Below are 26,964 nucleotides of genomic sequence, written 5' to 3'. Positions count from 1 at the left end.
CGCGACCACACGTGACCCCACCCGGCGGCGAATGCCCGGCCCGGCCTGAGGGACAATTGGCCGCGATGGTGGAGCAGGACCTCAGGCTGCTGATCTCCGTGGTGGTCAGCGCCGAAGACGAGCGACAGGCCCATGACGCCTGCCGCGACCTCGTCGACCGGATCGGCGGCCGGGTCGTCGAGGCCGCGGACTGTTCCGACGAGGAACCCGGCTGCTGGTCGGTGACGATCGGCAAGGACCTGCCGGCGGTGCAGGTCCACAACGACGCCGCGGCGCTGGCCCGCTCGGTGCGCACGTTCGTGCGGGAGCTGGCGCCGGACTCGCCGCTGCCCAGGGTGTGCTGCGAGCCGCCGACCGCGTGGACGGTGCTAGACGACCCCGACCTGATCGGGAAGCTGGTCGAGGGGGCGGAGCGGCTGCTGGTCGAGGCATGGTCGGAGCAGGCCCCGTTCCAGCCGGCCAGCTATCAGGAGCCGGCCGCCCCGGAACCGGTCCCGGCCGAGCACAGGACCAAGCTTCGACTCCGTGTCGACGTGGCCGTGCAGCATCCGGCCGGGGCGCAGTGGCAGGCGCGGGCACTGGCCAGCCGGATCACCGAGGCGGCGACCATCACGGAGGTCACGCAGGGTGGTGACGGCGTGTCGGTGCACCTGGACCTCGGACGATGGCCGCAGCCGCCGCAGCAAGCCGTGACGGACGCGGCCGAAGCCCTGGGGCGGCCCGAGTGGTCGCCGCTGGAGCTTCGGGCCGACGGCTCGGCGGTGCAGCGGTGGCTGGACATACTCCGCCCGACTTCGGGTATCACGTCATTGGAGCTGGTCGCGGAGCCGGCCGAGGCCGACGTGGCCTGGCCGACCGAGGACGAGCCCCCGGTGTGGCGCGAGCCGGGAAGTTGATCGTCTACAGTGGATGGACACGGACCGCCGCGGCCGAGGCCAACCGTGCACTCTAATGCGCAGAAATACCGCTCGATCAGCCGATCCTGGTTGCACGGGCGTCGTGTGACAGTACTAAGTTCGGGAGCGTTGGACTGCACGGTCGGGCAGTCCCGTTACTGGGAGGGACCGGATCAGCGATGGCTAGCGTCGAGCAGGTGAGGGGCCAGATCGGTCTGGCCAAGGAGCAGGCCGACCGTGGGGCCCAGGCGCTGCAGGAAGCGGAAACCCAGATCGGACAGGCCCAGCAGGCCTTCCAGGAGGCCGCGCAGGGCAGCAACCAGTCCGAGGCCAGCGACGTGAACAACATGTTCACCCACGCCCTGCAGAAGATCGGCGAGGCGCGGGACGCGGTCATGGCCGCGATGAGCAACGCGGAGTCCTACGCCGGCCGGTTGTGACCGGTGTCCTCCGTCGAGCAGGTGCAGGCCACGCTCGCGCTGGTCGGTGAGCATCTCCGGGCCGCGCACCAGCAGCTGGTCGAGGCCGGCGAGCGGTTGGCGGAGGCGCACGCGATCCTGGAAGCGGCCAGCCGTATGCACCCCCGTTCACTTGTGCCCCCGGAACTGACCAAGGCGTGCGACCATGCAAGGGAGCAGCTGACGCTGCTGCTGGGCGTCATGGAAGCCGTGGAACGGTTCTCCGGTCGCCTGTGAACTGACCGTAGAGGTGGGCGTTGAACAGGCGAAACGATCGCCGGCAACGGATTAGGGACGCGTTCGCCGCCTTCCACGACGCGGTCGCCGCGGCCCGCGGCGCCGCCAAGCGGGCGCACGACGTTGCCGCGCTGCAACAGGCCAGGGAGACCTTCGAGCAGGATCTCCGGGCCCGGGGCATCGATCAGGCGTTGCGCGATCCGGACTACGCCCAGTCGCTGACCGACCCGCGCCTGGCCCAGATCGTCACGCAGGCCAAGGAGGACTGGGAGCAGGCCTTCGTCAAGTGGACCAACAACGGTCCGCGGTCGTTGGCCGCGCTGGTCGCCGAGGCCGCGCCGGGCAGCGCCGGCGAGGACTACGAGAACTGGCTGGGGCAGATCGGCACGGTCGACGGCCGCGGCCCGGTGCCCGGCCTGTGGCGGATCGGCACGGCCATCGCCACCAGTTCACCCGTGCCGGTGCCGTTCCCGGTCGCGGTGCCGCTGTTGGACCGCTCGCACCTGGCCGTGTTCACCTCGGGCAAGACCCGCCCGGTGGCCGAGAACCTGGTCGAGTCGTTGGTGCTGCGGGTGCTCAGCCACTTCCAGCCCGGCCTGGTGCACGTGCACGTGTGGGACGTCGGCCAGCTCACCGGGTCGCTGCCCGGGCTGTATCCGTTGACCCGGGCCGGGTTGCTCACCGTGCACGATCCGGCGCGGCCGGCCGAGCTGCTGGACGAGCTGGCCGAGCACATCCGCAAGGTGCACACCACGGTCCTGGTCGGCGGGCACGATTCGTTGCGCTCCATGGAATCCGACGCCGGGCTGCGGACGGAGCCGTGGCGGATCGCCGTGCTGTTCGGCCGGCCGGAGGCGTTGAAGGACGAGGACCTGCACAAGTTGCAGCGCATCGCCCGCAACGGCCTGGCCGCCGGCGTGCAGCTGGTGTTGGTCGACATCCCGGTGACCGTCAACAGTCCTATTGAGACAGTGCAGTTGTTCGACGACATGCCTTGGCGTACCAGCATGTCCGGCGAGCACGCCGCATTCACCCCCGATCCGGCGCTGCCGCGGGAGATGGTGCCGCGGGCCTGCGCCGCCATCGCCGCCGCGTTGGAGGAACGCCGCAATCGGGTGTGCACCTTCGAGGAGCTGCTGCCGGCGCACTACTGGTCGTACCAGTCCTCGGCCGTCGTGCAGACGCCGATCGGGCACCGCGACGGCGTGGCCGTGCCGATCACCATCGGGGACAGCTCGCCGCACGTGCTGATCGGCGGGCCGAGCGGCTCCGGCAAGACGAACTTCCTGTACGCCATGCTCGGCGGGCTCGTCGCCCGCTATTCGCCGGCCGAGCTGGAGCTGTATCTGTTGGACTTCAAGGAAGGCGTGTCCTTCGCCCAGTTCGCGCCCGGCCGCAAGGACCCGACGTGGCTGCCCAACGCGCGGCTGGTCGGCGTGAACGTCAACCAGGACCGGGAGTTCGGCGTCGCGCTGCTGCGCTTCCTGGCCGACGAGATGCGCCGCCGGGCCGACGCGGCCAAGCAGCACGAGGTCACCAAGCTGGAGGAGCTGCGGGCCGAGGACCCGGACGGCCGGTGGCCACGGGTGATCGCCGTGATCGACGAGTTCCAGTACCTGTTCGCGGAGAAGGACGCCGTCACCCGGGAGGCCACCGCGCTGCTGGAGGACGTCGCCCGGCGTGGTCGGTCGCAGGGCATCCACCTGGTGCTGGCCAGCCAGGACGTGTCCGGCATCGAGGCTTTCTGGGGCAAGCCGGCCATTTTCGAGCAGTTCACCGTGCGGGTGGCGCTGCCCAAGGCGCGGCGGGTGTTGGTGGACGGCAACAACCAGGCCATCGAGCTGCCACGTTGGCACGCCGTCGTCAACCACGAGTCCGGTGTGAAGCAGGGCAACGAGATCGCCCGGGTGCCCGACGCCACCGGGCGCGGCACCTTCGAGCGCGTGCAGGCTCGGCTGTTCGAGATGAAGCCGGCCGACCTGCCGGTGCCGCGCCTGTTCGACGGCAGCCGAGTGCCCGTGCTGGCCGACATGCCCGGTTTCCAGGCCCTGACGCCGGTTTCCGGCAGCGCGCCCATTGTCCTTTTGGGACAGGTTATCGACGTCGAGGATCGTGCCGCCCGCGTTTCGTTGGCCCGAGCCCCCGGCCGCAACGTCGCCGTCTTCGGCTCCGTGCTCAAGGAATCGACCAGCGTGCTCGCCGCCGCCACGCTTTCCCTTGCGCGGCAACACCTTCCCGGCGAGGCCCGGTTCACCGTCGCCCCCATGATCGACGACGCCGTGCCCGCCGCTTCGTCTCTTGCCTTGCGGTTGCAGGGCATGGGCCACGAGGTCGTCACCGTCGGCCTGGACGGCATCCGCCAGTACCTCGGCACCGTCGCCCGCGGCCTGGAGGAGCGCCTGTCCGGCTCCGTGTCCGACCAGCCCGTGCCGCACTATCTCGTGTTGTACGGCATGGACGCCGCCAACGCCGTGCTGGAGACCAAGGATCCGGAGACGCGGGTGTCCGGTGTGGACAGTTTCCGACAGGTGATCAAGAGCGGGCCCGAGCACCGGACCCACCTGATCGGCTGGTGGCGCAGTCCGGGGCGGCTCAAGAGCATGCTCATGATGGGCGCTTCGCCCGACGACATCGGCGCCTGGGTCGGTTTCGACGTGCAGGGCCAGGACCTCAACACCTTCGCCCCCGGCCAGATGATCACGTGGTCGCCCCGGCCCGGCCGTGGCCTCTTCTTCGACCGCTTCGAGCACGCCCGGCCCCAGGTAGTGATCCCTTTCGACACCGATGAGGAGGCGTCGTGACCGACGACCTTCCCGCCGACGCGCGGTACCGGGAGATCACCGCCTGGATCGGCGATGCCATGCAGGACATGCGTGAGCAGAACACCGAGCGTGGTCAGCTGGTCAGCCAGCAGCTCGACTTCGCCCTCGCCGCGACCATGGAGATGCTCTCCCGGGCCGACGAGAGCATGTCCAAGATCGACGACCTGTGGCAGACCGCCATGGCCGAGCTCTTCCACGAGACCTGGATGGGCGCCATGCGCCCCATCCCGCGCCCCGACACCACCGTGCCCCCCAGGCCGCTCGAGTTCTACGAGGACGAGGCCAAGCAGGCCTGCGAGGCCTTGTTGGACGCCATCAAGCGGAAAGGCATCCTCGGCCGCTGACGGCCGTTTTCTCCCTCTCTGGAGTGACCGTCACCACTCGCGGGAACACGTGTCTCGATGCATGGTGTTGGACATGGTGAACACCAATTACTGAACTGGTCAGTCTCGAAAATGGAGGCCACGTCATGTCCGTTCCGACCACCGTCCGCGAGGTCCGGCTCGCCGCCCGTCCGCAGGGCTGGCCGACCGAGGAGACCTTCGAGCTGGCCGAGGCGCCGCTGGTGGTGGAGCCGGGCCACATCGTGGTGCGCAACCAGTACATGAGCGTCGACCCGTACATGCGCGGCCGGATGAACGACGCGAAGTCCTACAGCGAGCCGTTCGAGGTCGGCAAGGTGATGCAGGGCGGCGCGGTCGGCCAGGTCGTGCAGTCCGACGCCGAGGGCTTCGAGGTCGGCGACACCGTGCTGCACTTCGCCGGCTGGCGCGACTATGCCGTGCTGCACCCGAAGCAGGCCGTCAAGGTCGACCCGAACGCCGCGCCGATCAGCACCTACCTCGGCGTGCTCGGCATGCCCGGCCTGACCGCCTACGCCGGCCTGCTGCGCTCCGCGGAGTTCAAGGAGGGCGACACCGTCTTCGTCTCCGGCGCCGCCGGGGCCGTCGGCCAGATCGTCGGCCAGATCGCCAAGCTCAAGGGGGCCAAGCGGGTCATCGGCAGCGCCGGCAGCGCCGACAAGGTCAAGTACCTGACCGAGGAGCTGGGCTTCGACGCCGCCTTCAACTACAAGGACGGTTCCGTCACCGAGCAGCTGGCCCAGGCCGCGCCGGACGGCATCGACGTGTACTTCGACAACGTGGGCGGCGACCACCTGGAGGCCGCGCTCAGCAGCCTGACCGTGCACGGCCGCGTCGCGGTCTGCGGCATGATCTCGGGCTACAACAGCACCGAGGCCACCCCCGCCCCGCGCAACCTCATGCAGGTCATCGGCAAGCGCCTGACCATCCGTGGCCTGTTGGTCGGCGACCACTACGACCTGCAGCCGCAGTTCGTCTCCGAGGTCGCCCCGCTGGTCGCCAGCGGCAAGCTCCGCTACTCCGAGACCGTGGTCGAGGGTCTCGAGAACGCCGGCAAGGCGTTCCTGGGCATGTTGCGCGGCGAGAACACCGGCAAGATGCTCGTCAAGATCGCTGACTGATTCCCTGGCTGCGCGGGTGGGGGCGCAACGCGCCCCCACCCGGGCCTCCCCGGGGCAAGTCCTCCCACCCCCGCGCCGACCTGGTCTTCTCCACGCCCCCGCATTGAGAATCAACCAGTCGGCGACCTTTCCGATTGTCGGTTCAACCTCTGGTTGAACCGATGCCCTCAGTCTAGACTGGCCCCGACCTTCGCTGTCAACCACTGGTTGAGGTGCTCCGGATGCCCGACGAGCAGTCGCTCCTGGCCGACCGGCTGAACCGGCTGTTCGAGGACGTCCGTCCCGACGGCCGTGCCGGCCGCCGCTGGACCAACGAGGAGGTGGCCACCGCCGTCAAGCTGGCCGTGCCCACCATCCGCGTCAGCGGCGCCTACCTCTCGGCCCTGCGCACCGGCGCCAAACGCCGCCCCTCCACCGAGCTGTTGGCCGCCCTCGCCCGCTTCTTCGGCGTCTCCGTCGACTACTTCGTCACCGGCGAGACCCGCACCGACACCGAGGCCGAACTGGCCCGCGTGGCCGAGAACCTCGGCGTCCGCCGCCTCGCCCTGCGCGCCCTCGAGCTCTCCCCCGAGGGCCTCGCCGCCGTCACGAAGATCATCGAGCAGGTCATCGAGCTGGACGCCAAGTCAGCCGAGGAAAAGGGCTAGCAAGATCAAGGGACCGATCCTGGCGTTCAACGTCAGGAAGGACCCCTTCCTGACGTTCAATGCCAGTAAGGGGCCCTTCCTGACATCGCTAGACCACGCGCCCCTGGTGCACAACGACCGTGGGCGCGCGGCGGTCCCGCACCACCTCGGCCACGGTGGCCCCCGGCAGCACCACGAACTCGGCGCGGTCGCCCTCGACCAAGCCGTGGTCACGTTCGCCGAGGACGGCGGCGCCGCCGCGGGTGGCGGTGTCGGCGCACATCTCGATCATGGGGTCGGCGGTGTAGCCCTCGGCCTCGGCCAGGTCCCACAGGTCGCAGCCGCCGATGCCGACGCGGACGCCGCCCCAGCGGAGCTTGCGCAGCGGCAAGGGCTTGGTGGCGATGACGGCGACGTCGGACTCGGCGAGCCGGTCGATGAGCTCGTCCTGACGATCGGGGTCCACAGTGGACAAAGCGGTGGCATGGGTGATGGCGACCTGGCCCCGCAGATCCAGCGCCGAGGTACGAGCGCAGATGAGCTCGATCTCGAACGCACCGAGCTCGCCGGGGTCGTCGAGCTGGATGTCGATGCCGCACTGGTGCTTGTCGGCCAACCCGAACACGACATCGAGGTGCCGCACGGGATCCCGGTCGACGCGCGCGGGGTCGATGCCACCGACGAGGTCGGCGCCCGCCGTCAACGCGGCGTCGAGGGCGTCCATGGCGGTGATGGCCCCGGTCGGTGACATGGCGACTAGTTGCACTTCGACGCGACCAAGCAGTTGCTCGCGCTGCGCGAGGGCTTCCTCCATGGTGCCAACGGGAACATGAGCCCGAGCCATGGTGGTGCCGGGCCGTAACGCGTCCAACCGGGCATGGGCGTCGACGAAGGACGGCAGCAGCACGCCACCGCCACCGTCGACGACAGGGGTGCCCGGCGGCGCGGAAAGCCCGACGCCGATCTGGTCGATCCGGCCAGCCACGCAGAGCACGTCGACCGCGGGCAGCTCGGCCGCGCTCGGCCACGGCCGCACGGAGGTGATCAGCAGCTCACCGCTCATCACGGGAGGTTAACCCCGATCGGCCGCCGGCAACAGCTTTCCGGGGTTGAGCACACCGGTCGGGTCAAGTGCCCGCTTCACCGAGGTCATCACGTCAATACCGAGCGAGCCCACCTCGCCCGCCAGATAGGGCGCGTGATCGGTGCCGACGGCGTGGTGATGGGTGATGGTGCCCAACGGCGCGATCGCCTCGGAGGCGGCGCGTTTCGCCCGCTGCCACTGGCCGATCGGGTCCTCGTCGGCCCGTGCCGCCAGCACGGTGAAGTACAACGACGCGCCCGTCTCGTACGCATGCGAAACATGGCACATGACAACGGCCCGGCCCAGCGATCGTTGCAAGGCCCCTCGCACGGCCGTCCGAAGGGTGCTCAACTGCGACCAATGCGTGGCGGTCTCCAACGTCTCCACGCAAACACCCACGTTGAGTAGCGAATCCCGTTGCCGCGGCCCGGCGAAACGCCCGTGCCGCCACGTTTCGCCGATGGGCTTGCCCAGCCGGACTGCTTTGTGTTGGCGCAATGCCCGCAGTGTCCCGGCGCGACGGACGGCGAGTTCGCCGGCGGATCCGGCCTCCCAACCCAGGATCAGCAGGCACGGGTCGGCGATGCGCCGGGCCCTCAGGTACGCCTTGACGGCGCCGGCCTTCACGCCGCCGGTCAGCGACAGCTGGACCTCGGTCTCCTCGGTGTCGGACAGCCGCGTCACGTCGGCCAACACCCGATGCTGGGCCAGGTCTCGCACGGCGGCGGTGGCGGCGTCCCACCCGTCCAGGAAGTAGCCCTCGTACCGGGTGTGGGTGGCGACCGGTCGCATCCGCAAGGTCACCTCGGTGATCACGCCGAAGGCGCCCTCGCTGCCGATCACGAGCTGCTTGAGGTCCGGCCCGGCGGCGGTGGCCGGTGCGACGCCGAGGTTGAGCTCGCCGACGGGAGTCGCCAGCCGCACCCCGTCGACCATGTCCTCGAACCGGCCGTAGCCGGCGGACGCCTGGCCGGCCGAACGGGTGGCGGCGAAGCCACCGATGGTGGCCCGTTCGAAGGACTGCGGGAAGTGGCCAAGGGTGAAGCCGTGCGCGGCCAGCATCCGCTCGGCGTCGGTGGCCCGCACGCCCGCTTGCAGCACGACCAGCCGTGACAACGGGTCGATGGACACCAGCCGGTTGAGCCGGGCCAGGTCGAGCACGATCACGGCGTGCTTGCCGCCGCGCAACGCGGTCACGCCGCCGACCACGGAAGTGCCGCCGCCGAAGGGAATCACGCCGATGTCGTGCTCGCCGCACGCCTTGAGCACGGCCACGACCTCGTCCGGATCGCCCGGCAGCACCACCGCGTCGGGCACGGCCAGCTCGCCGCAACCCCTATGCCGCAACAGGTCCACATAGGACATACCGCCGGACCGGCCGAGCCGGGAGTTGCGGTCCAGCAGCACGTGCTCGGCCCCGACCACCGACTCCAGCGCGGCCCGGCCGACGGTCGACAGCTCCGGCTCGGGCACGGTCAGCACCGAGTCCGGCGCGACCGGCGTCGGGTGCTCGGCCAGTCCGATTCTGCCCCGCAGCCAGCGCAGCGCGTGCGGGGGCAGCGCGTGCTCGCCGAGCGTCCAGCCGCCGCGCAGGGTGTGATCGATGCCCGGTTCCATTGCTACAGTGTTACACATGCCGTCACAACGTCACAGCACCCGAGTCGGGGACGACGTCCTGCTGGACGCCGCGCACAAGTGCGTCCTGCTGGTCGGTGTGCGGCGCACCACGCTGACCGACGTGGCCCGCGAGGCCGGCGTCAGCCGGATGACCCTCTACCGGCGCTTCCCGGACGTCCGCAGCCTGGTCGCGGCCCTGATGACCAGGGAATTCGGCGCGCTGCTCGGCGAGGTCGGTCCTGGCGAGACGGCACGGCAGCGGCTGGTCAGCGGGGCCGTCGGCACGGTTCGGCGGCTGCTGGCCAACCCGCTCATGGCGGCCGTCCTGGATCGGGACGCCGAGCTGCTGCTGCCGTACGTCGTCGAGCGGCTGGGGGCGACGCAGCTGATCGCCGAGCAGTTCATGCGGGTCGAGCTGGCCGCCGGGCATACCGACGGCTCCATCCGCGACGGCGACCTGGACGTGCAGGCCCGGACGCTGCTGCTGATGGTGCAGTCGTTCGTGCTGTCGGTGCGGCCGGCCGTCGCTGATCTGGATCCGGACGCCGTCTTCGACGAACTGGCGTTGATGCTGGAAGGGGCGCTGCGGCCGTGAAGACGTCGTTGAACGCGGAGCGCCGGTCGCGCGAGCTGGCCGAGATCGCCGACGGCCTGGCGGTCGATGTTCTGGTCGTCGGCGGCGGTGTGACCGGTGTCGGCGCGGCGCTGGACGCCGCCTCGCGTGGGCTGTCGGTGTGCCTGGTCGAGGCGCACGACCTGGCCTTCGGCACTTCACGATGGTCGAGCAAACTGGTGCACGGCGGGCTCCGCTACCTGGCTCATGGTGAAGTCGGGCTGGCCTACGAGAGCGCGGTCGAGCGGGGCATCCTGATGACCCGCACAGCCCCCCATCTCGTCCGGGCGCTGCCACAACTCGTTGCCCTGTATGGAAAGCAGCGGGGATCGCTGGTCATGGCCGGGCTCCGCGCCGGCGATGTGCTGCGCCGCGCGGCCGGCACGCCGAGCCGGGTGCTGCCGCCGCCCCGCCGAATCTCCGCCGCGGAAACCCTGGCCCTGGCCCCGGGTCTGCGGGCCGACGGCCTCACCGGCGCGCTGCTTTCCTTTGACGGCCAACTGATCGACGACGCCCGCCTGGTCGTCGCGCTGGCCCGCACCGCCGCCGGCTTCGGCGCTCGCATCCTCACCCGGGCCCGCGTCACCACGGTGGCGGGTGACGGCGCGCGCGTCCGGGATGAGTTGACCGGCACCGAGTTCGACGTCAAGGCGCGCAAGGTGATCAACGCGACCGGCGTGTGGGCCGGGCAGCTCGTGCCGTCGGTGCGGCTCCGGCCGTCCCGAGGCTCGCACCTCGTACTGCGCGCCGACGCACTGGGAATCGGCTCCACCTCGCTGACCGTACCCATCCCGGGCGAGACCAACCGGTTCGTGCTGGTGCTGCCGCAGGCCGACGGCCGGGTGTACATCGGGCTCACCGACGAGCCGGTCGACGGCCCGATCCCGGACGTGCCGACCGCCCCACAGTCCGATGTGGACTTTCTGCTGGACGTCGCTTCCTCGGTGCTGCAACGACCCCTGACTTCCGACGACGTGATCGGCTCGTACGCCGGGCTGCGGCCGTTGATCGAGCAGGAGGGTTCGCGCAGCGCCGACCTGTCGCGTAAACACGCCGTACTCACCTCGCCGGACGGCGTGATCACGGTTGTCGGCGGCAAGCTGACCACCTATCGACGCATGGCCGCCGATGCCGTTGACGCCACCGGCCTGATGAAAATTCCCTGTCGTACCAAGGAAATCCCACTCGTCGGGGCGACAGGATCCGCCGTCGACGCACCGCCGCGGCTCGTGGCCAAGTACGGCGCGGAGGCCCCGCTGGTGGCGGCCCTGAACCGACCCGAGACGGTGTTCGGCGAGATCACCGAGGCCGAGGTGGCGTGGGCCTACGAGCACGAAGGCGCGCTCGACGCCGACGACGTGCTGGACCGCCGCACGCGAATCGGACTGGTGCCGGTCGATCGCGCACGCGCCGCCGAGCGCCTGCTCCCCGCGCTACCTGACTGGCTCAGTTGGCATCCGGGGCCAACTGAGCCACTCAGGTAAGCAAACCCCCGCCGATCCCGTTGACGGACTGTTGGGTTTTTGCAACACTTCGTTCCGTGAGTCCAGTAAGGCGCGGTAAAGAGCTGCCGATCCACAATCGGCTACCGGTGCTGCGCGCGGAACGGGGGCTGACCAGGGCCCAGCTGGCGGAGCTGGTCGAGGTGAACCCGCAGACCATCGGCGCGCTGGAGCGCGGCGACCACTACCCCAGCCTCGACCTGGCCTTCCGGATCTGCGAGGTGTTCTCGCTGCCGGTGGAGGCGGTGTTCAGCCGCACCCCGTTCCAGCCGCTGTCCGCGCAGCTGTACGGCAAGGGGGAGAGATGAACACGATCAAGGACCGATATCACGCGTATCAGGAGCGCAGCGCCTGGGCGTATTCGACCTGGCTGCCCGGCTGGCGCGATCGCCGCCACCGCCGATTGGCCGTATCGGCCTGGCTGGTGTGCACGGTGGGCTTGTTGGCCCTGAGCCCCTTCGCCGCCACCCCGACCCTGCCCTTCTCGATCTGGATGGGCCTGTTCGCGATCACAACCGTGTTGCAAATGGTGAACAAGGCGCTCACGAACAACATCGGCGAGCGCAGCGCGCGGCTTCTCGACGAACGCGAACTCGCGCTACGGGGCCGGTGCGGCTACGTTGGGTTCCTCGTCGCCGTCTGGGGCATGGTGATCGCCGGCACGGTGCTCACGCTGACCCCGCTCAAGAACCTGCCGTACGGGCCGTTCGTGGTCCTGATGAGCCTGGTGATGCTGGCCAGCAGCACCCCGACCGCGTTGCTGGGCTGGCAGCTGCCGGACGACGAGCCCGACCCGATCGCCGAAGGAGACCGCCGTGGCTGAGGGCGTGCTGGAGATCGACCGGATCTCCAAGCGCTACGGGACCGTCCGCGCGTTGCACGAGATGACCTTCGACGTCCGGGCCGGCGAGCTGTTCGGCTTCGTCGGCAGCAACGGCGCCGGCAAGACCACCACCATGCGCATCGCGCTCGGCGTGCTGGCGGCCGACGCGGGCGAGGTCCGCTGGTCCGGCCGGCCGGTGGATCTGGCCACCCGCAGGCGAATCGGGTACATGCCGGAGGAACGCGGCCTGTACCCGAAGATGAAGGCGCGCGAGCAACTCGTCTATCTGGCCCAGCTGCACGGCATGTCCGCGGCCGATGCCCGCCGGGCCACCGACGGCTGGCTGGACCGGCTGGGCCTCGGCGCCCGCCGTGACGACGAGGTGCAGAAGCTCAGCCTGGGCAACCAGCAGCGGGTGCAGCTGATCGCCGCGCTGGTCCACGAGCCGGCCGTGCTGGTGCTGGACGAGCCGTTCTCCGGATTGGACCCGGTGGCCGTCGACGTGATGAGCGAGGTGCTGCGGGAGCAGGCGGCCCGGGGAGTGCCGGTGCTGTTCTCCAGCCACCAGCTGGATCTGGTCGAGCGGCTGTGCGACCGGGTCGGAATTGTCCGAAGTGGACAGATGGTCGCCGCCGGCGGCGTGAGCGAGCTGCGCGAGAGCGGGCCGGTGCGGCTGGTGGTGGACGGGGCCGACACCGACTGGGCTGCCGGGCTGACCGGGGTGCGCGTGGTCGCCGCCGACGGCGGCCGCACCACCGTCGAACTGGGCGAGGGCGGTGACGACCAGGAGGTGCTGGCCGCGGCGCTGAAAGCCGGGCCGGTGCGGGAGTTCACCCGGCTGCGGCCGAGCCTGACCGAGCTGTTCCGCAACGTCGTGACCGAACAGGGGGCATCGTGACCACCTCGCGGGTGATCGGCCTGGTCGCGGGCCGTGAGTTCACCACCCGGCTGCGCAGCAAGTCGTTCGTCATCGGCACCTTGGCCATCCTGGCCGTGATGGCGGTGTACGTCGTGCTGTTCACGGTGATCGGCAAGGGCGCCACGGCCAAGATCGGGCTCACCGGGCAGGCCACCGCCATGTCCCAGCCGCTGGCCGCCGCGGCCGAGCACCTGGGCAAGACGGTGCAGATCAGCACCGTGGACAACGAGGCCGCCGGCGTGCAGCAGGTCCGCGACGGCAAGCTGGACCTGTTGGTGAAGGGCCCGCTCGGCGCGCCGACGGCGGTGTTCAAGTCCACTGTGGACCCGGCGTTGCAGAACGCGTTGGAGCAGCTGGTGCGGGCCCAGGCCCTGCAAGGGGTGCTGGCCCAGGCCCAGCTGCCGCCGTCGGCCCTGAACGCGTACCAGAACGCCAAGGTGACGCTGGACCAGCTGGAGCCGCCGGATCCCGACCAGGGGCCGCGGATCGCGCTGTCCCTGATCACCGGCGTGGTGCTGGTGATCTCCATCATCACCTTCGGCACCGCCGTCGCGCAGGGCGTGGTCGAGGAGAAGTCCAGCCGGGTGGTGGAAATCCTGCTGGCCACCATCCGGCCGTGGCAGCTGCTGGCCGGCAAGGTGCTCGGCATCGGTGTGGTCGGCCTGATCCAGGTGCTGATCATCGCCGGGGTCGGGCTGGTGCTGGCCAGGACCAGCGGCGTGGTCGACGTGCCGACCGTGGCGTTCTCGACCGTGCTCGGTGCGTTGGGCTGGTACGTGCTGGGCTTCTTCCTGTACGCCGCGCTGCTCGGCGCGGCCGGCTCGCTGGTGTCGCGGCAGGAGGAGCTCCAGTCGGCGGTCACGCCGGTGACGCTGCTGCCGACGGTCGGCTTCGTGGTCGGCCTGAACCTGTTGCTGCCCAACCCGAACAACACGGTCAGCACCGTGCTGTCGTTCATCCCGCTGTGGGCCCCGACGCTGATGCCGGCCCGGATCGCGCTCGGCGTCGCGCCGCCGTGGCAGGTCGCGCTGGCGGTGGCGCTGATGATCGTCTCGATCCTGGTGGTCACCTGGCTGGCCGGCCGGATCTACCGCAACGCCGTGCTGCAGACCGGCGGCCGGGTCAAGCTGTTGGACGCGCTCAGGTCGTCCTGATCGCGTCGTACCGGTCGAGGGACACCTGGCGCTCGTGGGCGTGGTCGACCACGGGCGCCGGGTACTCCTCGGGCAGCTTGTCCAGCTTGTGCACGGTTTTCCCTTGCACGCCACGGAGTTCCGGCACGTACTTGCGCACGTAGTCGCCGTTGGGGTCGAACTTCTCGCCCTGGGTGATCGGGTTGAAGATCCGGAAGTACGGGGCCGCGTCGGTGCCGCAGCCGGCCACCCACTGCCAGTTGTGCTGGTTGGAGGCCAGGTCGCCGTCGATCAGGTGCCGCATGAAGTGCCGCGCGCCCCACCACCACGGCACGTGCAGGTCCTTGACCAGGAAGCTGGCCACGATCATGCGGACCCGGTTGTGCATCCAGTTCTCGGCCAGCAGCTGCCGCATGCCGGCGTCCACCACCGGATAGCCCGTCTTGCCCTCGCACCAGGCCTGAAACCGTTGCTGCGCAGCCTTTCCCGTGTCGTGCTTGAACCTGTCGAACTTGCGGTCGTAGTTCTCCCGGGCGGTGTTGGGCTGATGCCACAGCACGTCCGCGTAGAATTCCCGCCAGGCCAGCTCGGACCGGAAGGTTTCGTTGCCGGGCTTGAGATCCGCCAACAGCGTGCGCGGATGCACGCAGCCCCAACGCAAGTAGGCCGACAGGTGGCTGGTGCCGTCGCGGTCCGGACGGTCGCGGCCGGTGTCGTAGTCGGCCAGCGGTCCGTCCCGGAAGTCCTGCCACACCTCGAGTGCGGCCTGTTCCCCCGCCGGGTAATCCGACTTGGCGGCCGGGATCTTCAGGCCTTTCAAGCTGATCCACCGCGCACTGTCCACACCGGACTTCGCCGGCTTACGCCAGCCGTGGTCGAGCCAGGCCCGGCGGAACGGCGTGAACACCCGGTAGGGCTCGCCGTCCTGCTTGCGCACCCGACCCGGCGTCACCGCGTACGGCGATCCGATGCGGACGAAGTCGATGTCCCCCAACGCCTTCTGCACCCTCTCGTCCCGCTCGCGGCCGTAGGGCGCGGTGTCGGCGGAGACGTGCACACTGCCCGCGCCGATCTTGCCGGCGATCTTGGGCACGATGTCGACGGGATCCCCGTGGGCGATGTGCAGGCGGCCGCCGAGGTCGTGGTCCAACGCCCGCAGGCAGTCATATAGGAAACGGCGGCGCGGCTCCCCCGCCGGTTTCAGCAGCCGGTCGTCCAGCACGAACAGCGGCAGCACCTCGCCGGCATCGGCCGCGGCGAGCAGCGCCGGATGGTCCGACAGGCGCAGGTCGCGGCGGAACCACATGATCGCGGGCGGGGTCATGTCGTCCGACGCTACGGTGATCCCGAACCGGCCGCACAACGGGAGGCGTCATTGGGCACCCGGCGCACGCTGTACACGCACTCCACCGCCGGTCTGCTGTTCGGCCTGTTCGGCGGCGTGGTCAGCGCCTTCTTCGCCTACCTGGTGACGATCACCGCGGACGGCACGTTCCTGCTCGATCCCGGCGCCGCCATCACCGCCCTCACCCACATCGGCGACGTGCCGACCGTGCGCTGGCCGGCGGTGGCGCTGGACCCGTTCCTACCGGTGCTCGAGGCCATGGTGGCCGTCCTGTGCAGCCTGTCCGCCGCCCGACACGTCGGCCCGTCGCTGATCAGCCGGGCCCGACTGCTCTGGCTCACCCTGTTCGGCCTCGCCCTGGCCGCCGGCGTCCTCACCACGGACACCGCCGCCCAGCAGACCCACTGGCTAGGCCTGGTGATCACCCTGGTGGCGTTGTCGCTTCCCCACCACCCGGACAACACACCCCGAAGCTTGGAAGGGGGCCTTCCTACACTCGGAGTGTAGGAAGGCCCCCTTACTAGCTTAAGTGGACCGGTTCAGCGATCGATTCAGCGTTCGTCGATGGCCACGAAGTTGCGCTCGGCCGGGCCGACGTAGAGCTGGCGCGGGCGGCCGATCTTGGTGGCCGGGTCCTTCATCATCTCGCGCCAGTGGGCGATCCAGCCGGGCAGCCGGCCCAGCGCGAACAGCACGGTGAAGAACTTGGTCGGGAAGCCCATGGCCCGGTAGATCAGGCCGGTGTAGAAGTCCACGTTCGGGTACAGCTTGCGGGAGACGAAGTAGTCGTCCGCGAGCGCGGTCTCCTCGAGCTTCTTGGCGATCTCCAGCAGTTGGTCGTCGCCGCCCAGCTTGCCGAGGATCTCGTCGGCCGTCTTCTTGATGATCGCGGCGCGCGGGTCGTAGTTCTTGTAGACCCGGTGGCCGAAGCCCATCAGGCGGACGCCGTCCTCCTTGTTCTTGACCTTGCGCACGAACTCCTCGACGTTGCCGCCGTCCTGCCGGATCTTCTCCAGCATCTCCAGCACGGCGCTGTTGGCGCCGCCGTGCAGCGGGCCGAACAGGGCGTTGATGCCGGCGGAGATGCTGGCGAACAGGTTGGCCTCGGACGAGCCGACCAGGCGCACGGTCGAGGTGGAGCAGTTCTGCTCGTGGTCGGCGTGCAGGATGAACAGCAGGTCGAGCGCGCGGACCAGGGCGGGGTCAACGTCGTAGTCCTCGGCCGGCAGGCCGAAGGTCATCCGGAGGAAGTTCTCGACGAGGCCGAGGCTGTTGTCCGGGTAGAGGAACGGCTGGCCGACCGACTTCTTGTAGGCGTACGCGGCGATGGTCGGCAGCTTGGCCAGCAGCCTTATGGTCGAGATCTCGACCTGGTTGTCGTCGAACGGGTTGAGGCTGTCCTGGTAGAACGTGGACAGCGCGGAGACCGCGGAGGACAGCACCGGCATCGGGTGCGCGTCGCGCGGGAAGCCGTCGAAGAACCGCTTGAGGTCCTCGTGCAGCAGGGTGTGCCGGCTGATCTGGCGGCTGAACTCGTCGAGCTGGGCCTGCGTCGGGAGCTCGCCGTAGATGAGCAGGTAGCTGACTTCCATGAAGCTGGACCGCTGCGCCAACTGCTCGATCGGATAACCACGGTAACGCAGAATGCCGGCGTCACCGTCGATGTAGGTGATCTCGGAGGAGCATGAAGCGGTGTTCACGAAACCGGGATCGAGGGTTACCATCCCGGTTTTCGCGAGGAGTTTACCGAGATCTATGCCGGGTGCGCCCTCAGTTGGGGTCGACACGGACATCTCGTGCTCTCCGCCCGCATAGTGCAGCGCGACGGTACGGAGTTCGGTATTCGGCGCAGTCGTCGCGTCGGGCATCAAAATCCCTCTCACGCTCAGACGGGGCGCCGCTGGGCTCACAGCGAGGATGTCGAGCGAGCGCACGGAACCGGGGTGACCGCACCGCAGCACCGCCCCGTTGGGGTCCTGTCGAGTGCCACGCTAGTAGCGTTCGAGCCCCCCGCACAGCGCGGCGGGCGTGAGCTTGCGGACGATGGGACAGGCATCACACGATGTCCCGACGTGTCAGGGTCACGATAAGGACACATCCACTCGCGGGCGGTGGCGCTCGCCACGCCCGGCCGGGACGGCTCCGCCGGCCGCACCCGGGGCGGTTTCCGCCGTCCGGCGCAGCGCGCTGGGCCGCCCGGGTGGCCGCGCACACCGCCTGTGGGGGTTACCGACACGTCGCGTGACGACAGGTCGACACATTCGTGTGGCCACGAGCCGTTGTCTTCGCGTTAATTTGTACGCAGCGGCCGCAATTCCCGGAAATCAATTTCTGCACACGAGGCGGAGGTTTTCCGATGATCGTGATCGGCTTGGGCGTTGGCCTTTCCCTGGGCACGTGGTGGTGGCATCACCACTGCTGGTGATTCAATTCCGCGCTGCGGGGCGGCTCGGCCCCGGCGCGGGACACCGTGATCGCGGCGGCGGCTCCGGCGAAGGCCAGGGCCGCTCGCCATTCCTGGTCGGTCAGCGCGCCGACCGCGTCCTTCGAGAGCTTGCCGTGCCGGTGCAGCCACGCCAGTAGCGCGCCCTGCACCGTGTCACCCGCGCCGATCGTGTCGACCACCGACACCCGGACCGGCGGCACCTCGACGAGCTGGCCGTCACCCGACAGCACGGCCAGCCCGTCGCCGCCGCGCGTGATCACCACCGCGGCCGGCCCGATCTTCTGCCAGGACCGGATTTCGTCCATCGCGTCGTGGTCGCCGGCCAGCCACTGCGCGTCTTCGATCGACACCTTGAGCAGGCCGACATCGGGCAGCCAGGACCGGAAGCGGGCGCGGTAGGCATCGGCGTCCGGGATCAGCACCGGGCGCACGTTCGGGTCGAGCGCGGTCAGCCGGCCGAGCGCGGATTCCCGGTGCAGCAAGGATTCGTAGACCGAGGCGCCCGGCTCCAGCACCATGGACAGGGTGCCGAAGGAAACCGCCTGGGCGTCGGCGGGCAGCGGGCCGGGATCGACGACCAGGCGGTCTGCGGTGCCTTCGACGTAGAAGCCGTAGCGCGCCGAGCCGTCCTCCGCGAGGCCGACCACCGCCAACGTGGTCGGCTCCGCGCCGCGCTGCACCAGGCTGACGTCCACCTGCGCGTCCTTGAGGCGGGCCACCAGGGCGTCGCCGAAGGTGTCGGTGGAGACCCGGGACAGGAAGGCCGTCGGCGCGTCCAGCCGGCCGGCCGCGATCGCCACGTTGTACGGGCCGCCGCCGAGCTGCGGCAGCAGCGCGCCGCCCGTCGTCGGAACCAGGTCGACCAGCGCCTCACCAGCGACGACGATCACGGCCACTCCTATGTCAACGTTGTCACGACCTCGGGCCGGATCAGCCTAACGGTGTGAAAGCGCCGTTCCTACACTCCGAGTTGCGGAATGGTCCGTTCCGAACTTCTCAGGGGCTCGGGGAGAGGCCGCCGAGGAGGAACTCGGCGAGGGCCTCGAAGGCCTCGGCGTCGGAAAGGCCGGTGCGCTTGGCGATGACGCCGAGGTGGATGTTCTCGATGGTGAGGCCGACCATCTCGGACACCAGGGCGGCGTGCACGTCACGGAACTGGCCCTGCTCAACGCCTTCGTGGATCAACGAGCGGATGCGGGCGGCGGCGGCGCGGGCGTTGAGCTCGTAGACGGCGCGGGCCGGCGGGAAGGCGGCGATGTCGGCGATGAACTCGCGGCTGGCCGGGCGCAGCTCGTCGGCGGCGGCCGACAGGTAGTCGCCGATGCGGGCCCGCACGTCGACGACCGCGGCGATGCGGGCCTCGATGCGTGTGGTGGCCTTCTTGAAGAAATGGCTCACGACCAGCACGGACAGCTGTTCCTTGCTGGGCGCCAGCGCGTACAGGGTGGATTTGGAGCAGCGCATGCGGGCGGCGAGGTCGTCCAGGGTGAAATCGCCGAAGCCCTCGGCCAGGAACAGCTGCTCCAGCCGGTTGAGCAGGTCGGCCTGGCGAGCGGTCAGCGTGCGCCGCCGGGGCAGCGCGGTGACTTCGGACCGGGTCATGGTGTGGAGCGTGCCACAACCGCACAAGTAGTACTCCAGTACGTCCCAGCGTACTGTTCTCAGTACACACCCACGATCTGGGAGCGTAGCCATGCCCGCCGAGCGCCTGCTGCCCACCACGGAGGCCGAGGACCTGATCTCGCTGGTCAGGGAGATCTGCCGGGACGAACTCGCGCCACATGCGAGCGCCGAGGAAGAGGCCGGTCGATTCCCGCGCGAGACGATCCGGCTGCTCGGCAAGACCGGGCTGCTGGGTCTGCCGTACGCCGAGGAGCTGGGCGGCGGCGGGCAGCCCTACGAGGTGTACCTCCAGGTGCTGGAGGAGATCGCGGCCAACTGGCTGACGGTGGCCGAGGCGATCTCCGTGCACGTGATGTCCTGCTACCCGCTGGCCAATTTCGGCAGTGACGAGCAGCGCGAGCGCTGGCTGCCGGACATGATCGGCGGCGACCTGCTCGGCGCGTACGCGCTGTCCGAGCCGCAGGCCGGCTCCGACCCCGCCGGCATGACGACGAAGGCCGTCCGCCAGGGCGACGAGTACGTGCTCAACGGCACCAAGGCGTGGATCACGCACGCCGGCATGGCCGACTTCTACACCGTGATGGCCCGTACCGGCGAGGTGTCGTGCTTCCTGGTGGACGGCAAGAGCGAGGGCCTGTCGGCGGCCGAACGCGAGCGCACGATGGGCCTCACCGGGTCGCCGGTGGCACAGCTGCGGTTCGACGACGTGCGGGTGCCGGCCGAGCGCCTGATCGGCAATGAGGGCAACGGACTCAAGTTCGCACTGTCCGCTTTGGACTCCGGACGGCTCGGGATCGCCGCCTGTGCCGTGGGTCTGGCCCAGGGTGCGCTGGACGAGGCCGTGCGCTACGCCCGTGAGCGCAAGCAGTTCGGCCGCCCGATCATCGAGTTCCAGGGCATGGAGTTCCTGCTGGCCGACATGGCCGCCGCGGTGGAGTCGGCCCGCGCGACCTACCTGGAGGCGGCGCGGCGGCGGGACCGCGGGCTGCCGTTCAGCCGGCAGGCCTCGATCGCCAAGCTGGTCGCCACCGACACCGCCATGAAGGTCACCACCGATGCCGTGCAGGTGCTCGGCGGGGCCGGCTACACGCGGGACTTCCCGGCCGAGCGCTACATGCGCGAGGCCAAGGTGTTGCAGATCTTCGAGGGCACGAACCAGATCCAGCGCATGGTGATCGGCCGGCATCTGGCCCGGGGCTGATCCCGAAACGCGGGTCCACCGGAGGTGGACCCGCGTTTTCCGTTACGCCTCTTGGTAGTACGGGTTCTCGGTGACGCCTTCGCCGGTGTTCTCGTCGAAGCGGTAGACCTTGCGCCCTTGGATGAACACCTGCAACGCGCGCGACATCACGTCCAGCGGATCACCGGATGCAACAGAGTCACAAAAAGTGCTGAGGAGACGCCTGCCCACCTGCCTGATGCGGAGTGGCTGGCCCTCCCAACCAGTAGCAAGCCACTCCACCGGCATCAGACCAAACGCCTCAGCCGCAGACTGCTGAGCGGCCTTGGGGCTGCCTAGCTCGTGCAGTACCAGCGCGCGGTGGCCGACGAAGAAGGACGGGACGTACCAGGAGCCCTTCCGCTCCGGCAGCCTGTCAGCAAGATCATCGGCTCGTCGGAGGGCAAGGCGTGCGTCAGACTTCTGGGAGTCCCGGGCCAGGACTTCGGCGTGCTGATAGCCGAGGTAACTCCGCATTCCAGGGTGAATCCGTTTGTCGCGTCCAGCTGCCTCGCACTGGGCCCCCGCCGCACCCAGTTGGCCTAGCCGCAGGCTCCTGAAGGCTGCGAAGCTCAACGCAGTCGACAGACGCATCGGTGCATCGGCCTCGATGGCGAGCACCGCAGCCCGGTCAAGGTGGTGCCCTGACTCGGGAAGACGGTTGAGCCGGAGGTAGAGCCAACCTATGTACTGCTCGACGTGGCTAAGGAGCGCGATCGCTTGAGGCAGCGCCTTGCCTCGGGATGCGTGTGCCAACTCGGTGGCACGTTCCCGAAGCACGATCGCGCCAGGGAGAGCCCCCGAGCCCCGCTCACTTCCTCGACAACCCGTGCCTCAGCAAGCGCGGCTGACACGTCGGCCGGTGTCACAGAGGTTGTTGGCCTGAAACGGCTTGCCATCACGTCCACAGATAGTCCCAGAGCGACCTCATAGGCACGGACGTGTTCTTCTAGTACCCGCCGTTTTCCGGTCTCCAGTTGGCCAAGGTACCCCTTCGCATAAGTCGTCCGCCGCGCCAGAGCAGACAAGCTAAGACCAGCAGCTTCCCGCGCTGCGCGAAGCACCTCACCCGATACGGCCACGAGAACCCCGATTGCTGACGCTTGCTGACGCTCAGGTGGTTCACGATACCTAACTCTCGGTCGAAACTCGCAGTACAGGCCGTGGCAGGCCGCCGGAGTCCCCCGGACGGCCGCCCGTACAGCGTCCGGGAGGAGGTCCGCCGTGTTCCTGAGCATCCTCATCGGCGTCCCTGTGGCCGCCCTCGTCGCTTCAGGCATCGGTTGGCTACTAAGGGAGGACATGAGACGTCGGGCTGGGGGCACGCCATGACTGGCGGGCTGGCCCTGATCGCCTCGTTCTGGATCGCATTGGCGGTATGGTTCGTCTGGTTGGTTCGCTCTGAGCGTGCTCGCCGTGGGCACGTCGATCAGCGTCGCGCCGAAATGTCGAGTTGGCTGCCGGAGCCCCGCCGCGTTCCAGCCACCGACATTATCCAGCGAATCGAACTTGAGCGGGACCAGTACGGCCGTCACTCTCCAGCAGCCGTGTTTGGACTCATTCCTACTCAGCGTTCAGCCGAGGCTGACACTGAAGAGATACGCCTATTCTCCGGCAAAGTATTCGTGCCTGCGGCCGTGTTAGTGGAGCAAGAAGCGTCGTAACCCGCGCCATCGATTCAATCAACGGAACTCACCATGCCCAGCAAGGAAAGGGTGGCGACGGTGCACGCGATTGCAGAGTTGTGGCGCACCGTCACACTCGACGGAAACAAAGATTTCCACGGCGTCCTGGACATCTCCGTCACGAACGGCAGCGTCAGCATCCACATCGGCTTCTCATCCGATTGCTTTCGTGAGCGCCGCGAGGACGTCTCGGCGCGACGACTTCTGTGGTGGCACACGCAGCTGAGAATCTTTCGCAAACTCAATCGCCGAGCCGCACGCGTATGCGACAGGATTCGTTCGACCCGGATTTCCCTACCAGACCCGAAGAATCCCCTGCGCCTCATCGAGCCGGGGCGAAAGGGGGCGACCAGTGAGTGACGATAGCTTTGCAGCAGCCACACTCGCGCTGACCAGGCTCAAGGAAGCCGGCTTCCAGCCAGAGGAAGTACCTGGGGCCGAACAGGTTCTAGGACTGCGTTTCACCCGCACCTTCGATCGGAATGATCCTGATTTCAAGGACGAGGTGGTGGTGCTCGATGAAGACAAGTGCTCCGCTCGCCGGTCCGCGAAGCACACGCTCCCGTTGATCGAGTTCGGCACGGTCGTTGACGTGGTCGCCAAGGTATTGGATTGGCCTCCTCTTGAATCCTCAGAGGACACAACGTGATCACCTCCGGCGCGGTTGAGCAAATTCTGATGTGGGTCATTGCGACCCACGTGACGATCGCAGTGGCCGTGATAGCTCCTGTCAGCGCAATAGCGTTATGCGGAGGGGTACGGCCCGCGCTAGCCGCCTTGATGCGCCGGGGCGGCCTTCCGGTGTATCGGTGGCTAACACGAGATGCGCCGCCCCCTCGAAGAAAATAGGAGCTGGGCGTGGCCCCGGTTCACGGCAAGGGACTGGAGCCGGTCCTGTGGCTTCCTGGCCAATGGTGGCCCTATCGGCACGCTGTGCCTGCGAGTGAGGAAGAGGTAACCCTGTCGACTGGGACAGTGGTTCGTTTCGGATTGTGTGGGCTCGCCACTGTCGCCCACCGGTCCCACTGGCCTAGATGTCCAGTATGCCTATCCCTCTGCGGAAACCACACGGAATCGCCACAGGAAGGTGAGGTAGATATCAATGGCCGGGCCGCGAATTAACTACGCCGCACTGGAGGAAGCTCGCGAAAAGCGTGCCAGGTGCTCACTTTGGCTTGGCAACCAATGCAGTGGCGGCGCAAGCCCGTGCCGATGCTTCCCGCCGGAGAACGCCTACGTTCCCCCGCAGCAAACGGTCTCGTTTCGAAATAGCCTTAAGCGCACTACAGGCGGATAATTTTGTCAACGGAAGACCTACAGAGTGCGGTCATGCAGATCGCATCCAAACTACCGGGGTTACTGCTGTCCGATGCGCGAACAAACATGATGGAGTGCTTGCAGATAGCTGAAGGCTTGATCGGAACCTCAGATAGAGAACTTCAGGTCGCCCTTCTGGCATTGCCAGAAATCGGACTTGCCATCGAGGCAGCGATTCAATATCAGGCGTTGGCTGCCCAGAACTTCGAGATATATCTCAACCGGATCTGACTCACAGAACAACAGGGGGACCTTTGATGACCGGCAATCTCGGGACGAACATCGCCTTTGCCGGACTGACGGCCGCAGGAAAAACTACCCACGCCAAGATTCTGGCTGCGGAGCTGGGCTACGACTACGTATCAGCAACGGAAATCTTGATGGAAATTGCTGGTGTCACGGACCCAAGCGATCAGGTCTGGTTCACCCGCCTTGACGAAATCCAAAAATTGAGAGGCGACGGCGCCATCGACGCCGAACTTGAGAAACGTCTCCTCGCACAAAGCAGGACACGCCAGCGAACAGTATTCGACACCTGGGCGTTGGCATGGATAGGCGATGATCCACTAATCCGGATCTGGATCGAATCGGATCTCGACTCCAGAGCGCGCAAGTGCTTTGTGTCACAAGCTTCTCCGGAACTCGACATCGCGGGGTGCCGACGACTGATCGACGAAAAGGATCGGTTCAACCGAGCGATGTTCCGATCCAGGCACGGATACGATTTGTTCACGGACCGGAAACGGTACGACGCCGTCTTGTTCAACGGTCACCTGATCCCGAAGCCGACGACAGAAGCCGCAGAAATCGGCATCTCAAGGTTTGCGCCGATCGTGCATTCCACAGCCACCTCGGTAATGAAGTCGAGCCGCATTGACGCCGAAGTGTTGAAGAGTAGGTTCAGGAAAGAAGTGTGGCGAATCACGATTCCGGACTGGTCGAAGTCGCCGGCCACGCGATCGTAGCGGGACACAGCCCACGCCGCCTCGGCACCGCACTGCGTTTTGAACTGGGGAAGGATTATGGGTCACAGCATACTTCACTGTCATTTCGAGTCGGCGCTTCGCGCACTCACGCAAGCCAAGGCCAACAAGCTTCCAGCCCTTCGAGCTGTTTACACGTCGCCGGCGTATCAGCGCGCCGCACCAGCAGGCCGGCTCACCTTGCTTTGGCAAAAGGTGTTGGATCTAACCGCTGATGAGGAGATCTTTACGGAGGCCACCTTCCGACAGATCGTCCAGGACCTGATTGGCGAAATGGAAATAAATTCCGTCGAGCACATCGACCTGCGCATCGGCCCCTCGGTGGGACGTTGGCACTGGATGAGTAGTTCGATAGATGGCCTTGACATCTTTCAGGACGAGCTAGATAGACACCATGATCTCTCGATAGCGTTCCTTGCGGGCATCAACATGACGAAGCCCACAAACACACTCGATGGAATATTTGACTCTTTGCTAGAGAGCGGGGATCTACTGGGCCGCCTCGCTGGTGTTGACATCAATTTTCTATCCACTGACATTTTCAAGTTCGACAGGTATGTGCACACCTTAAACGCCCTTCAGGCGAGCGGGCTGAAGGTCAATATTCACCTCGGCGAATTGTTCGACAATGAGGTGTCTAGGTACGTTCTGTCTCGCATTACGCCTGATCGCATCGGACACGGGGTGCTCCTACTCCAGGACAAGAAGCTATCCGATTTCATCAGGGACCATGAAATCTGCCTCGACATGTGTCCGACCAGCAATACGTTACTCGGCGTCGTCGACTGGGGTCAGGACAATCCAGCACGCCGCGCTCTTGACCTCGGGATACCGATCTCGATCAATCCCGATGACCCGTTGCTTTTCGGCACCGACATGACCCGCGAGATTAGAAATTCGCGGCTGCGTGACGACGAACTGGGCGTGATCGCGGCTTATGGTCGAAAGTATCGCTATGAAATCAAGTGACGTCACGCTGCATATTCTTTACGGCGTCCCGTGTGTGGGTAAGTCAACAGCCGCCCTCAGCCTCGCGTTCCATCTGGGCATTCGAACTGTCATTCACACCGACTACGTTCGGGAAGTCCAGCGGGGGTTCGTGTCGCCCGAGGACGCGCCGGCCCTAATGAAGGTAACACACAACGCCTGGGAGCTCCGGGGTGCCTATCCCACTCCTGAGAATATCGCGAAGGGCTTCGTAGACCATGTCACCGAGGTCGCTACAGGGGTCGGGCTTGTTGTCAACAAAGTCGTCCGTGATGGCTTCGACGCCGTTGTTGAAGGTGCCCATTTCAATGGGGCCGTTATCAAGGAACTTCGAGCGGCCAACGCTGACGCAAGTATCCGCGCCACGTTGCTCGTTACTGAGACAGCCGACGAACTAATAGCGCGGATCAGCAGCAAGGAAGCGAACAGGGCGCACGGGGCGGAACGGAAACAATGGCGCGAAAGCGTTCCGATCATCCTGGCCTTGCAGGACTACCTCATCGCGGACGCCCGAAATCATGATATCCAGATCGCTACGACGGAAGAATGGACCAAGTCATGGCTGGAGCCGGCCACCTTTTTCACGACCTCGACCATGTCGTAATTGACGACGGCCGAATATATCGCGTTCTGGGCAATCTCGACAGCAACACCCACTTTCTCGGCTACAACGTTTACATGCCCAGCGAGGACGGGGATCGGGTATATCGAGGGAGGACGTACAAGAAGAGGTTCATCGAAGACGAGGACTTGCCGGCGGATGTGCTCGACACCTACGAGCTGATTCCGATCGAAAAGGTCATCGATCACCTGGACCCGATTCAATCAGCAAAGACGATGTGCGGCACGTTCGAAGGTACCGTATGGTTCGACCTGTACGTCGAATTGTGCGAAGTATTCGGAGACGACTCGGTGGGAATTTTCGGGTCGTCAATGTTCGGCCTGCACCTCACACCTGAGGGCAAAGTCCGAAAGGATGTCGATTTCGTTCTTGAAGGCGTCGAGAATATCCCGACGCTACGGCAAACGTTGCCGGAGATTCGCAAACGTCTGGGCTTCACGGAGGTCTCCCCGCGAGGCAGCTCCGCCAACACGAACGCTATGCTCGGGTGTTTCGGAATCGCAAGAACTCGATCCGCGAGATAA

The 26,964-nt window shown here is 67.2% G+C and carries 31 protein-coding genes; 23 read left to right on the top strand and 8 right to left on the bottom strand.

Annotation, left to right across the window (positions count from 1 at the left end; all coding sequences use genetic code 11):
• Positions 1–65: 65 nt before the first annotated feature.
• From M3Q35_RS37820 to M3Q35_RS37790, 7 genes are all read left to right on the top strand, one after another.
• Positions 66–896 carry a hypothetical protein gene (locus M3Q35_RS37820; protein WP_273937355.1) on the top strand — a complete coding sequence of 277 codons (831 nt, stop codon included), beginning with the start codon at positions 66–68 and terminating at the stop codon, positions 894–896.
• Positions 897–1,093: 197 nt separating this feature from the next.
• On the top strand, positions 1,094–1,336 hold the full coding sequence (locus M3Q35_RS37815) for a hypothetical protein (protein ID WP_273937354.1): 243 nt from the start codon (positions 1,094–1,096) through the stop codon (positions 1,334–1,336).
• Between the two features lie 3 nt (positions 1,337–1,339).
• The gene (locus M3Q35_RS37810; RefSeq protein ID WP_273937353.1) at positions 1,340–1,591 is read left to right on the top strand and encodes a hypothetical protein; all 252 of its coding nucleotides are present in this window, start codon (positions 1,340–1,342) and stop codon (positions 1,589–1,591) included.
• 20 nt (positions 1,592–1,611) lie between these two features.
• Positions 1,612–4,392 carry an FtsK/SpoIIIE domain-containing protein gene (locus M3Q35_RS37805; protein WP_273937351.1) on the top strand — a complete coding sequence of 927 codons (2,781 nt, stop codon included), beginning with the start codon at positions 1,612–1,614 and terminating at the stop codon, positions 4,390–4,392.
• Positions 4,389–4,757 (top strand): hypothetical protein, encoded by a 369-nt coding sequence (locus M3Q35_RS37800; protein ID WP_273937349.1) that lies wholly within the window; start codon positions 4,389–4,391, stop codon positions 4,755–4,757. The genes M3Q35_RS37805 and M3Q35_RS37800 overlap by 4 nt, the downstream gene beginning before the upstream one ends.
• Before the next feature lie 125 nt (positions 4,758–4,882).
• Positions 4,883–5,896, top strand: coding sequence for an NADP-dependent oxidoreductase (locus tag M3Q35_RS37795; protein WP_273937348.1), 1,014 nt, complete (start codon positions 4,883–4,885; stop codon positions 5,894–5,896).
• A 221-nt stretch (positions 5,897–6,117) separates the two neighbouring features.
• Positions 6,118–6,543: a helix-turn-helix domain-containing protein gene (locus tag M3Q35_RS37790; protein ID WP_273937347.1), complete on the top strand. Its 426-nt coding sequence runs from the start codon at positions 6,118–6,120 to the stop codon at positions 6,541–6,543.
• Between the two features lie 88 nt (positions 6,544–6,631).
• Here the strand turns inward: M3Q35_RS37790 and M3Q35_RS37785 are convergent, their stop codons facing one another.
• Entirely contained in the window at positions 6,632–7,585 is a 954-nt protein-coding gene (locus M3Q35_RS37785) for an amidohydrolase family protein (RefSeq protein WP_273937346.1), read from the bottom strand.
• Between the two features lie 9 nt (positions 7,586–7,594).
• Positions 7,595–9,223: an FAD-binding oxidoreductase gene (locus M3Q35_RS37780; protein ID WP_273937345.1), complete on the bottom strand. Its 1,629-nt coding sequence runs from the start codon at positions 9,221–9,223 to the stop codon at positions 7,595–7,597.
• 16 nt (positions 9,224–9,239) lie between these two features.
• On the opposite strand from M3Q35_RS37780, the gene M3Q35_RS37775 reads away from it, so the two are divergent.
• The 6 genes from M3Q35_RS37775 to M3Q35_RS37750 are packed head-to-tail and all read left to right on the top strand — an operon-like array spanning position 9,240 to position 14,234.
• A complete protein-coding gene (locus M3Q35_RS37775; protein ID WP_273937344.1) occupies positions 9,240–9,818 on the top strand; it encodes a TetR/AcrR family transcriptional regulator in 579 nt (192 codons plus the stop codon).
• Complete coding sequence (locus M3Q35_RS37770; protein ID WP_273937343.1) at positions 9,815–11,320, top strand: glycerol-3-phosphate dehydrogenase/oxidase; 1,506 nt, start codon at positions 9,815–9,817, stop codon at positions 11,318–11,320. The genes M3Q35_RS37775 and M3Q35_RS37770 overlap by 4 nt, the downstream gene beginning before the upstream one ends.
• 56 nt (positions 11,321–11,376) lie before the next feature.
• Complete coding sequence (locus M3Q35_RS37765; RefSeq protein WP_273937342.1) at positions 11,377–11,646, top strand: helix-turn-helix transcriptional regulator; 270 nt, start codon at positions 11,377–11,379, stop codon at positions 11,644–11,646.
• A complete protein-coding gene (locus tag M3Q35_RS37760) occupies positions 11,643–12,161 on the top strand; it encodes a hypothetical protein (RefSeq protein WP_273937341.1) in 519 nt (172 codons plus the stop codon). Before M3Q35_RS37765 ends, M3Q35_RS37760 begins: the two co-directional genes overlap by 4 nt.
• A complete protein-coding gene (locus tag M3Q35_RS37755) occupies positions 12,154–13,059 on the top strand; it encodes an ABC transporter ATP-binding protein (protein ID WP_273937340.1) in 906 nt (301 codons plus the stop codon). The genes M3Q35_RS37760 and M3Q35_RS37755 overlap by 8 nt, the downstream gene beginning before the upstream one ends.
• The gene (locus M3Q35_RS37750) at positions 13,056–14,234 is read left to right on the top strand and encodes an ABC transporter permease (RefSeq protein ID WP_273937339.1); all 1,179 of its coding nucleotides are present in this window, start codon (positions 13,056–13,058) and stop codon (positions 14,232–14,234) included. Before M3Q35_RS37755 ends, M3Q35_RS37750 begins: the two co-directional genes overlap by 4 nt.
• Here M3Q35_RS37750 and M3Q35_RS37745 read toward each other — a convergent pair.
• Positions 14,221–15,537 carry a cryptochrome/photolyase family protein gene (locus M3Q35_RS37745; RefSeq protein WP_273937338.1) on the bottom strand — a complete coding sequence of 439 codons (1,317 nt, stop codon included), beginning with the start codon at positions 15,535–15,537 and terminating at the stop codon, positions 14,221–14,223. The genes M3Q35_RS37750 and M3Q35_RS37745 overlap by 14 nt on opposite strands.
• A 51-nt stretch (positions 15,538–15,588) precedes the next feature.
• Here M3Q35_RS37745 and M3Q35_RS37740 point away from each other — a divergent pair, with 51 nt between their 5' ends.
• The gene (locus tag M3Q35_RS37740; protein ID WP_273937337.1) at positions 15,589–16,065 is read left to right on the top strand and encodes a hypothetical protein; all 477 of its coding nucleotides are present in this window, start codon (positions 15,589–15,591) and stop codon (positions 16,063–16,065) included.
• A 44-nt stretch (positions 16,066–16,109) separates the two neighbouring features.
• Here the strand turns inward: M3Q35_RS37740 and M3Q35_RS37735 are convergent, their stop codons facing one another.
• From M3Q35_RS37735 to M3Q35_RS37725, 3 genes are all read right to left on the bottom strand, one after another.
• A complete protein-coding gene (locus M3Q35_RS37735) occupies positions 16,110–17,426 on the bottom strand; it encodes a citrate synthase (protein ID WP_273944625.1) in 1,317 nt (438 codons plus the stop codon).
• Between the two features lie 541 nt (positions 17,427–17,967).
• Positions 17,968–18,894 carry a carbohydrate kinase family protein gene (locus tag M3Q35_RS37730; protein WP_273937336.1) on the bottom strand — a complete coding sequence of 309 codons (927 nt, stop codon included), beginning with the start codon at positions 18,892–18,894 and terminating at the stop codon, positions 17,968–17,970.
• Positions 18,895–19,000: 106 nt separating this feature from the next.
• Complete coding sequence (locus M3Q35_RS37725; protein ID WP_273937335.1) at positions 19,001–19,606, bottom strand: TetR/AcrR family transcriptional regulator; 606 nt, start codon at positions 19,604–19,606, stop codon at positions 19,001–19,003.
• A gap of 91 nt (positions 19,607–19,697) precedes the next feature.
• Between M3Q35_RS37725 and M3Q35_RS37720 the strand changes: the two genes are divergently transcribed.
• Positions 19,698–20,828 carry an acyl-CoA dehydrogenase family protein gene (locus M3Q35_RS37720; RefSeq protein WP_273937333.1) on the top strand — a complete coding sequence of 377 codons (1,131 nt, stop codon included), beginning with the start codon at positions 19,698–19,700 and terminating at the stop codon, positions 20,826–20,828.
• Between the two features lie 42 nt (positions 20,829–20,870).
• On the opposite strand, the gene M3Q35_RS49025 is transcribed toward M3Q35_RS37720, so the two are convergent.
• Positions 20,871–21,467, bottom strand: coding sequence for a hypothetical protein (locus M3Q35_RS49025; protein WP_420704715.1), 597 nt, complete (start codon positions 21,465–21,467; stop codon positions 20,871–20,873).
• A 62-nt stretch (positions 21,468–21,529) separates the two neighbouring features.
• Positions 21,530–22,084, bottom strand: coding sequence for a helix-turn-helix domain-containing protein (locus M3Q35_RS37710; RefSeq protein ID WP_273944624.1), 555 nt, complete (start codon positions 22,082–22,084; stop codon positions 21,530–21,532).
• A 90-nt stretch (positions 22,085–22,174) separates the two neighbouring features.
• Between M3Q35_RS37710 and M3Q35_RS37705 the strand changes: the two genes are divergently transcribed.
• From M3Q35_RS37705 to M3Q35_RS37670, 8 genes are all read left to right on the top strand, one after another.
• Positions 22,175–22,510, top strand: coding sequence for a hypothetical protein (locus M3Q35_RS37705; protein ID WP_273937332.1), 336 nt, complete (start codon positions 22,175–22,177; stop codon positions 22,508–22,510).
• Positions 22,511–22,543: 33 nt separating this feature from the next.
• Positions 22,544–22,891, top strand: a complete 348-nt coding sequence (locus tag M3Q35_RS37700) for a hypothetical protein (protein ID WP_273937331.1) — start codon at positions 22,544–22,546, stop codon at positions 22,889–22,891.
• Entirely contained in the window at positions 22,884–23,180 is a 297-nt protein-coding gene (locus M3Q35_RS37695) for a hypothetical protein (protein ID WP_273937330.1), read from the top strand. The genes M3Q35_RS37700 and M3Q35_RS37695 overlap by 8 nt, the downstream gene beginning before the upstream one ends.
• Positions 23,181–23,860: 680 nt before the next feature.
• On the top strand, positions 23,861–24,079 hold the full coding sequence (locus tag M3Q35_RS37690) for a hypothetical protein (RefSeq protein ID WP_273937329.1): 219 nt from the start codon (positions 23,861–23,863) through the stop codon (positions 24,077–24,079).
• Positions 24,080–24,105: 26 nt separating this feature from the next.
• Positions 24,106–24,813, top strand: coding sequence for a cytidylate kinase family protein (locus tag M3Q35_RS37685; protein ID WP_273937328.1), 708 nt, complete (start codon positions 24,106–24,108; stop codon positions 24,811–24,813).
• A 57-nt stretch (positions 24,814–24,870) separates the two neighbouring features.
• Entirely contained in the window at positions 24,871–25,800 is a 930-nt protein-coding gene (locus tag M3Q35_RS37680) for an amidohydrolase family protein (protein ID WP_273937327.1), read from the top strand.
• A complete protein-coding gene (locus M3Q35_RS37675; protein ID WP_273937326.1) occupies positions 25,787–26,422 on the top strand; it encodes a P-loop NTPase family protein in 636 nt (211 codons plus the stop codon). Before M3Q35_RS37680 ends, M3Q35_RS37675 begins: the two co-directional genes overlap by 14 nt.
• Positions 26,377–26,964 carry a hypothetical protein gene (locus tag M3Q35_RS37670; protein ID WP_273937325.1) on the top strand — a complete coding sequence of 196 codons (588 nt, stop codon included), beginning with the start codon at positions 26,377–26,379 and terminating at the stop codon, positions 26,962–26,964. The genes M3Q35_RS37675 and M3Q35_RS37670 overlap by 46 nt, the downstream gene beginning before the upstream one ends.

This window comes from Kutzneria chonburiensis (genome assembly GCF_028622115.1).
GTDB classification, from domain to species: domain Bacteria; phylum Actinomycetota; class Actinomycetes; order Mycobacteriales; family Pseudonocardiaceae; genus Kutzneria; species Kutzneria chonburiensis.
Note: the sequence above shows the minus strand (reverse complement) of the source record. Positions and strands in the feature narration are given on the sequence as shown.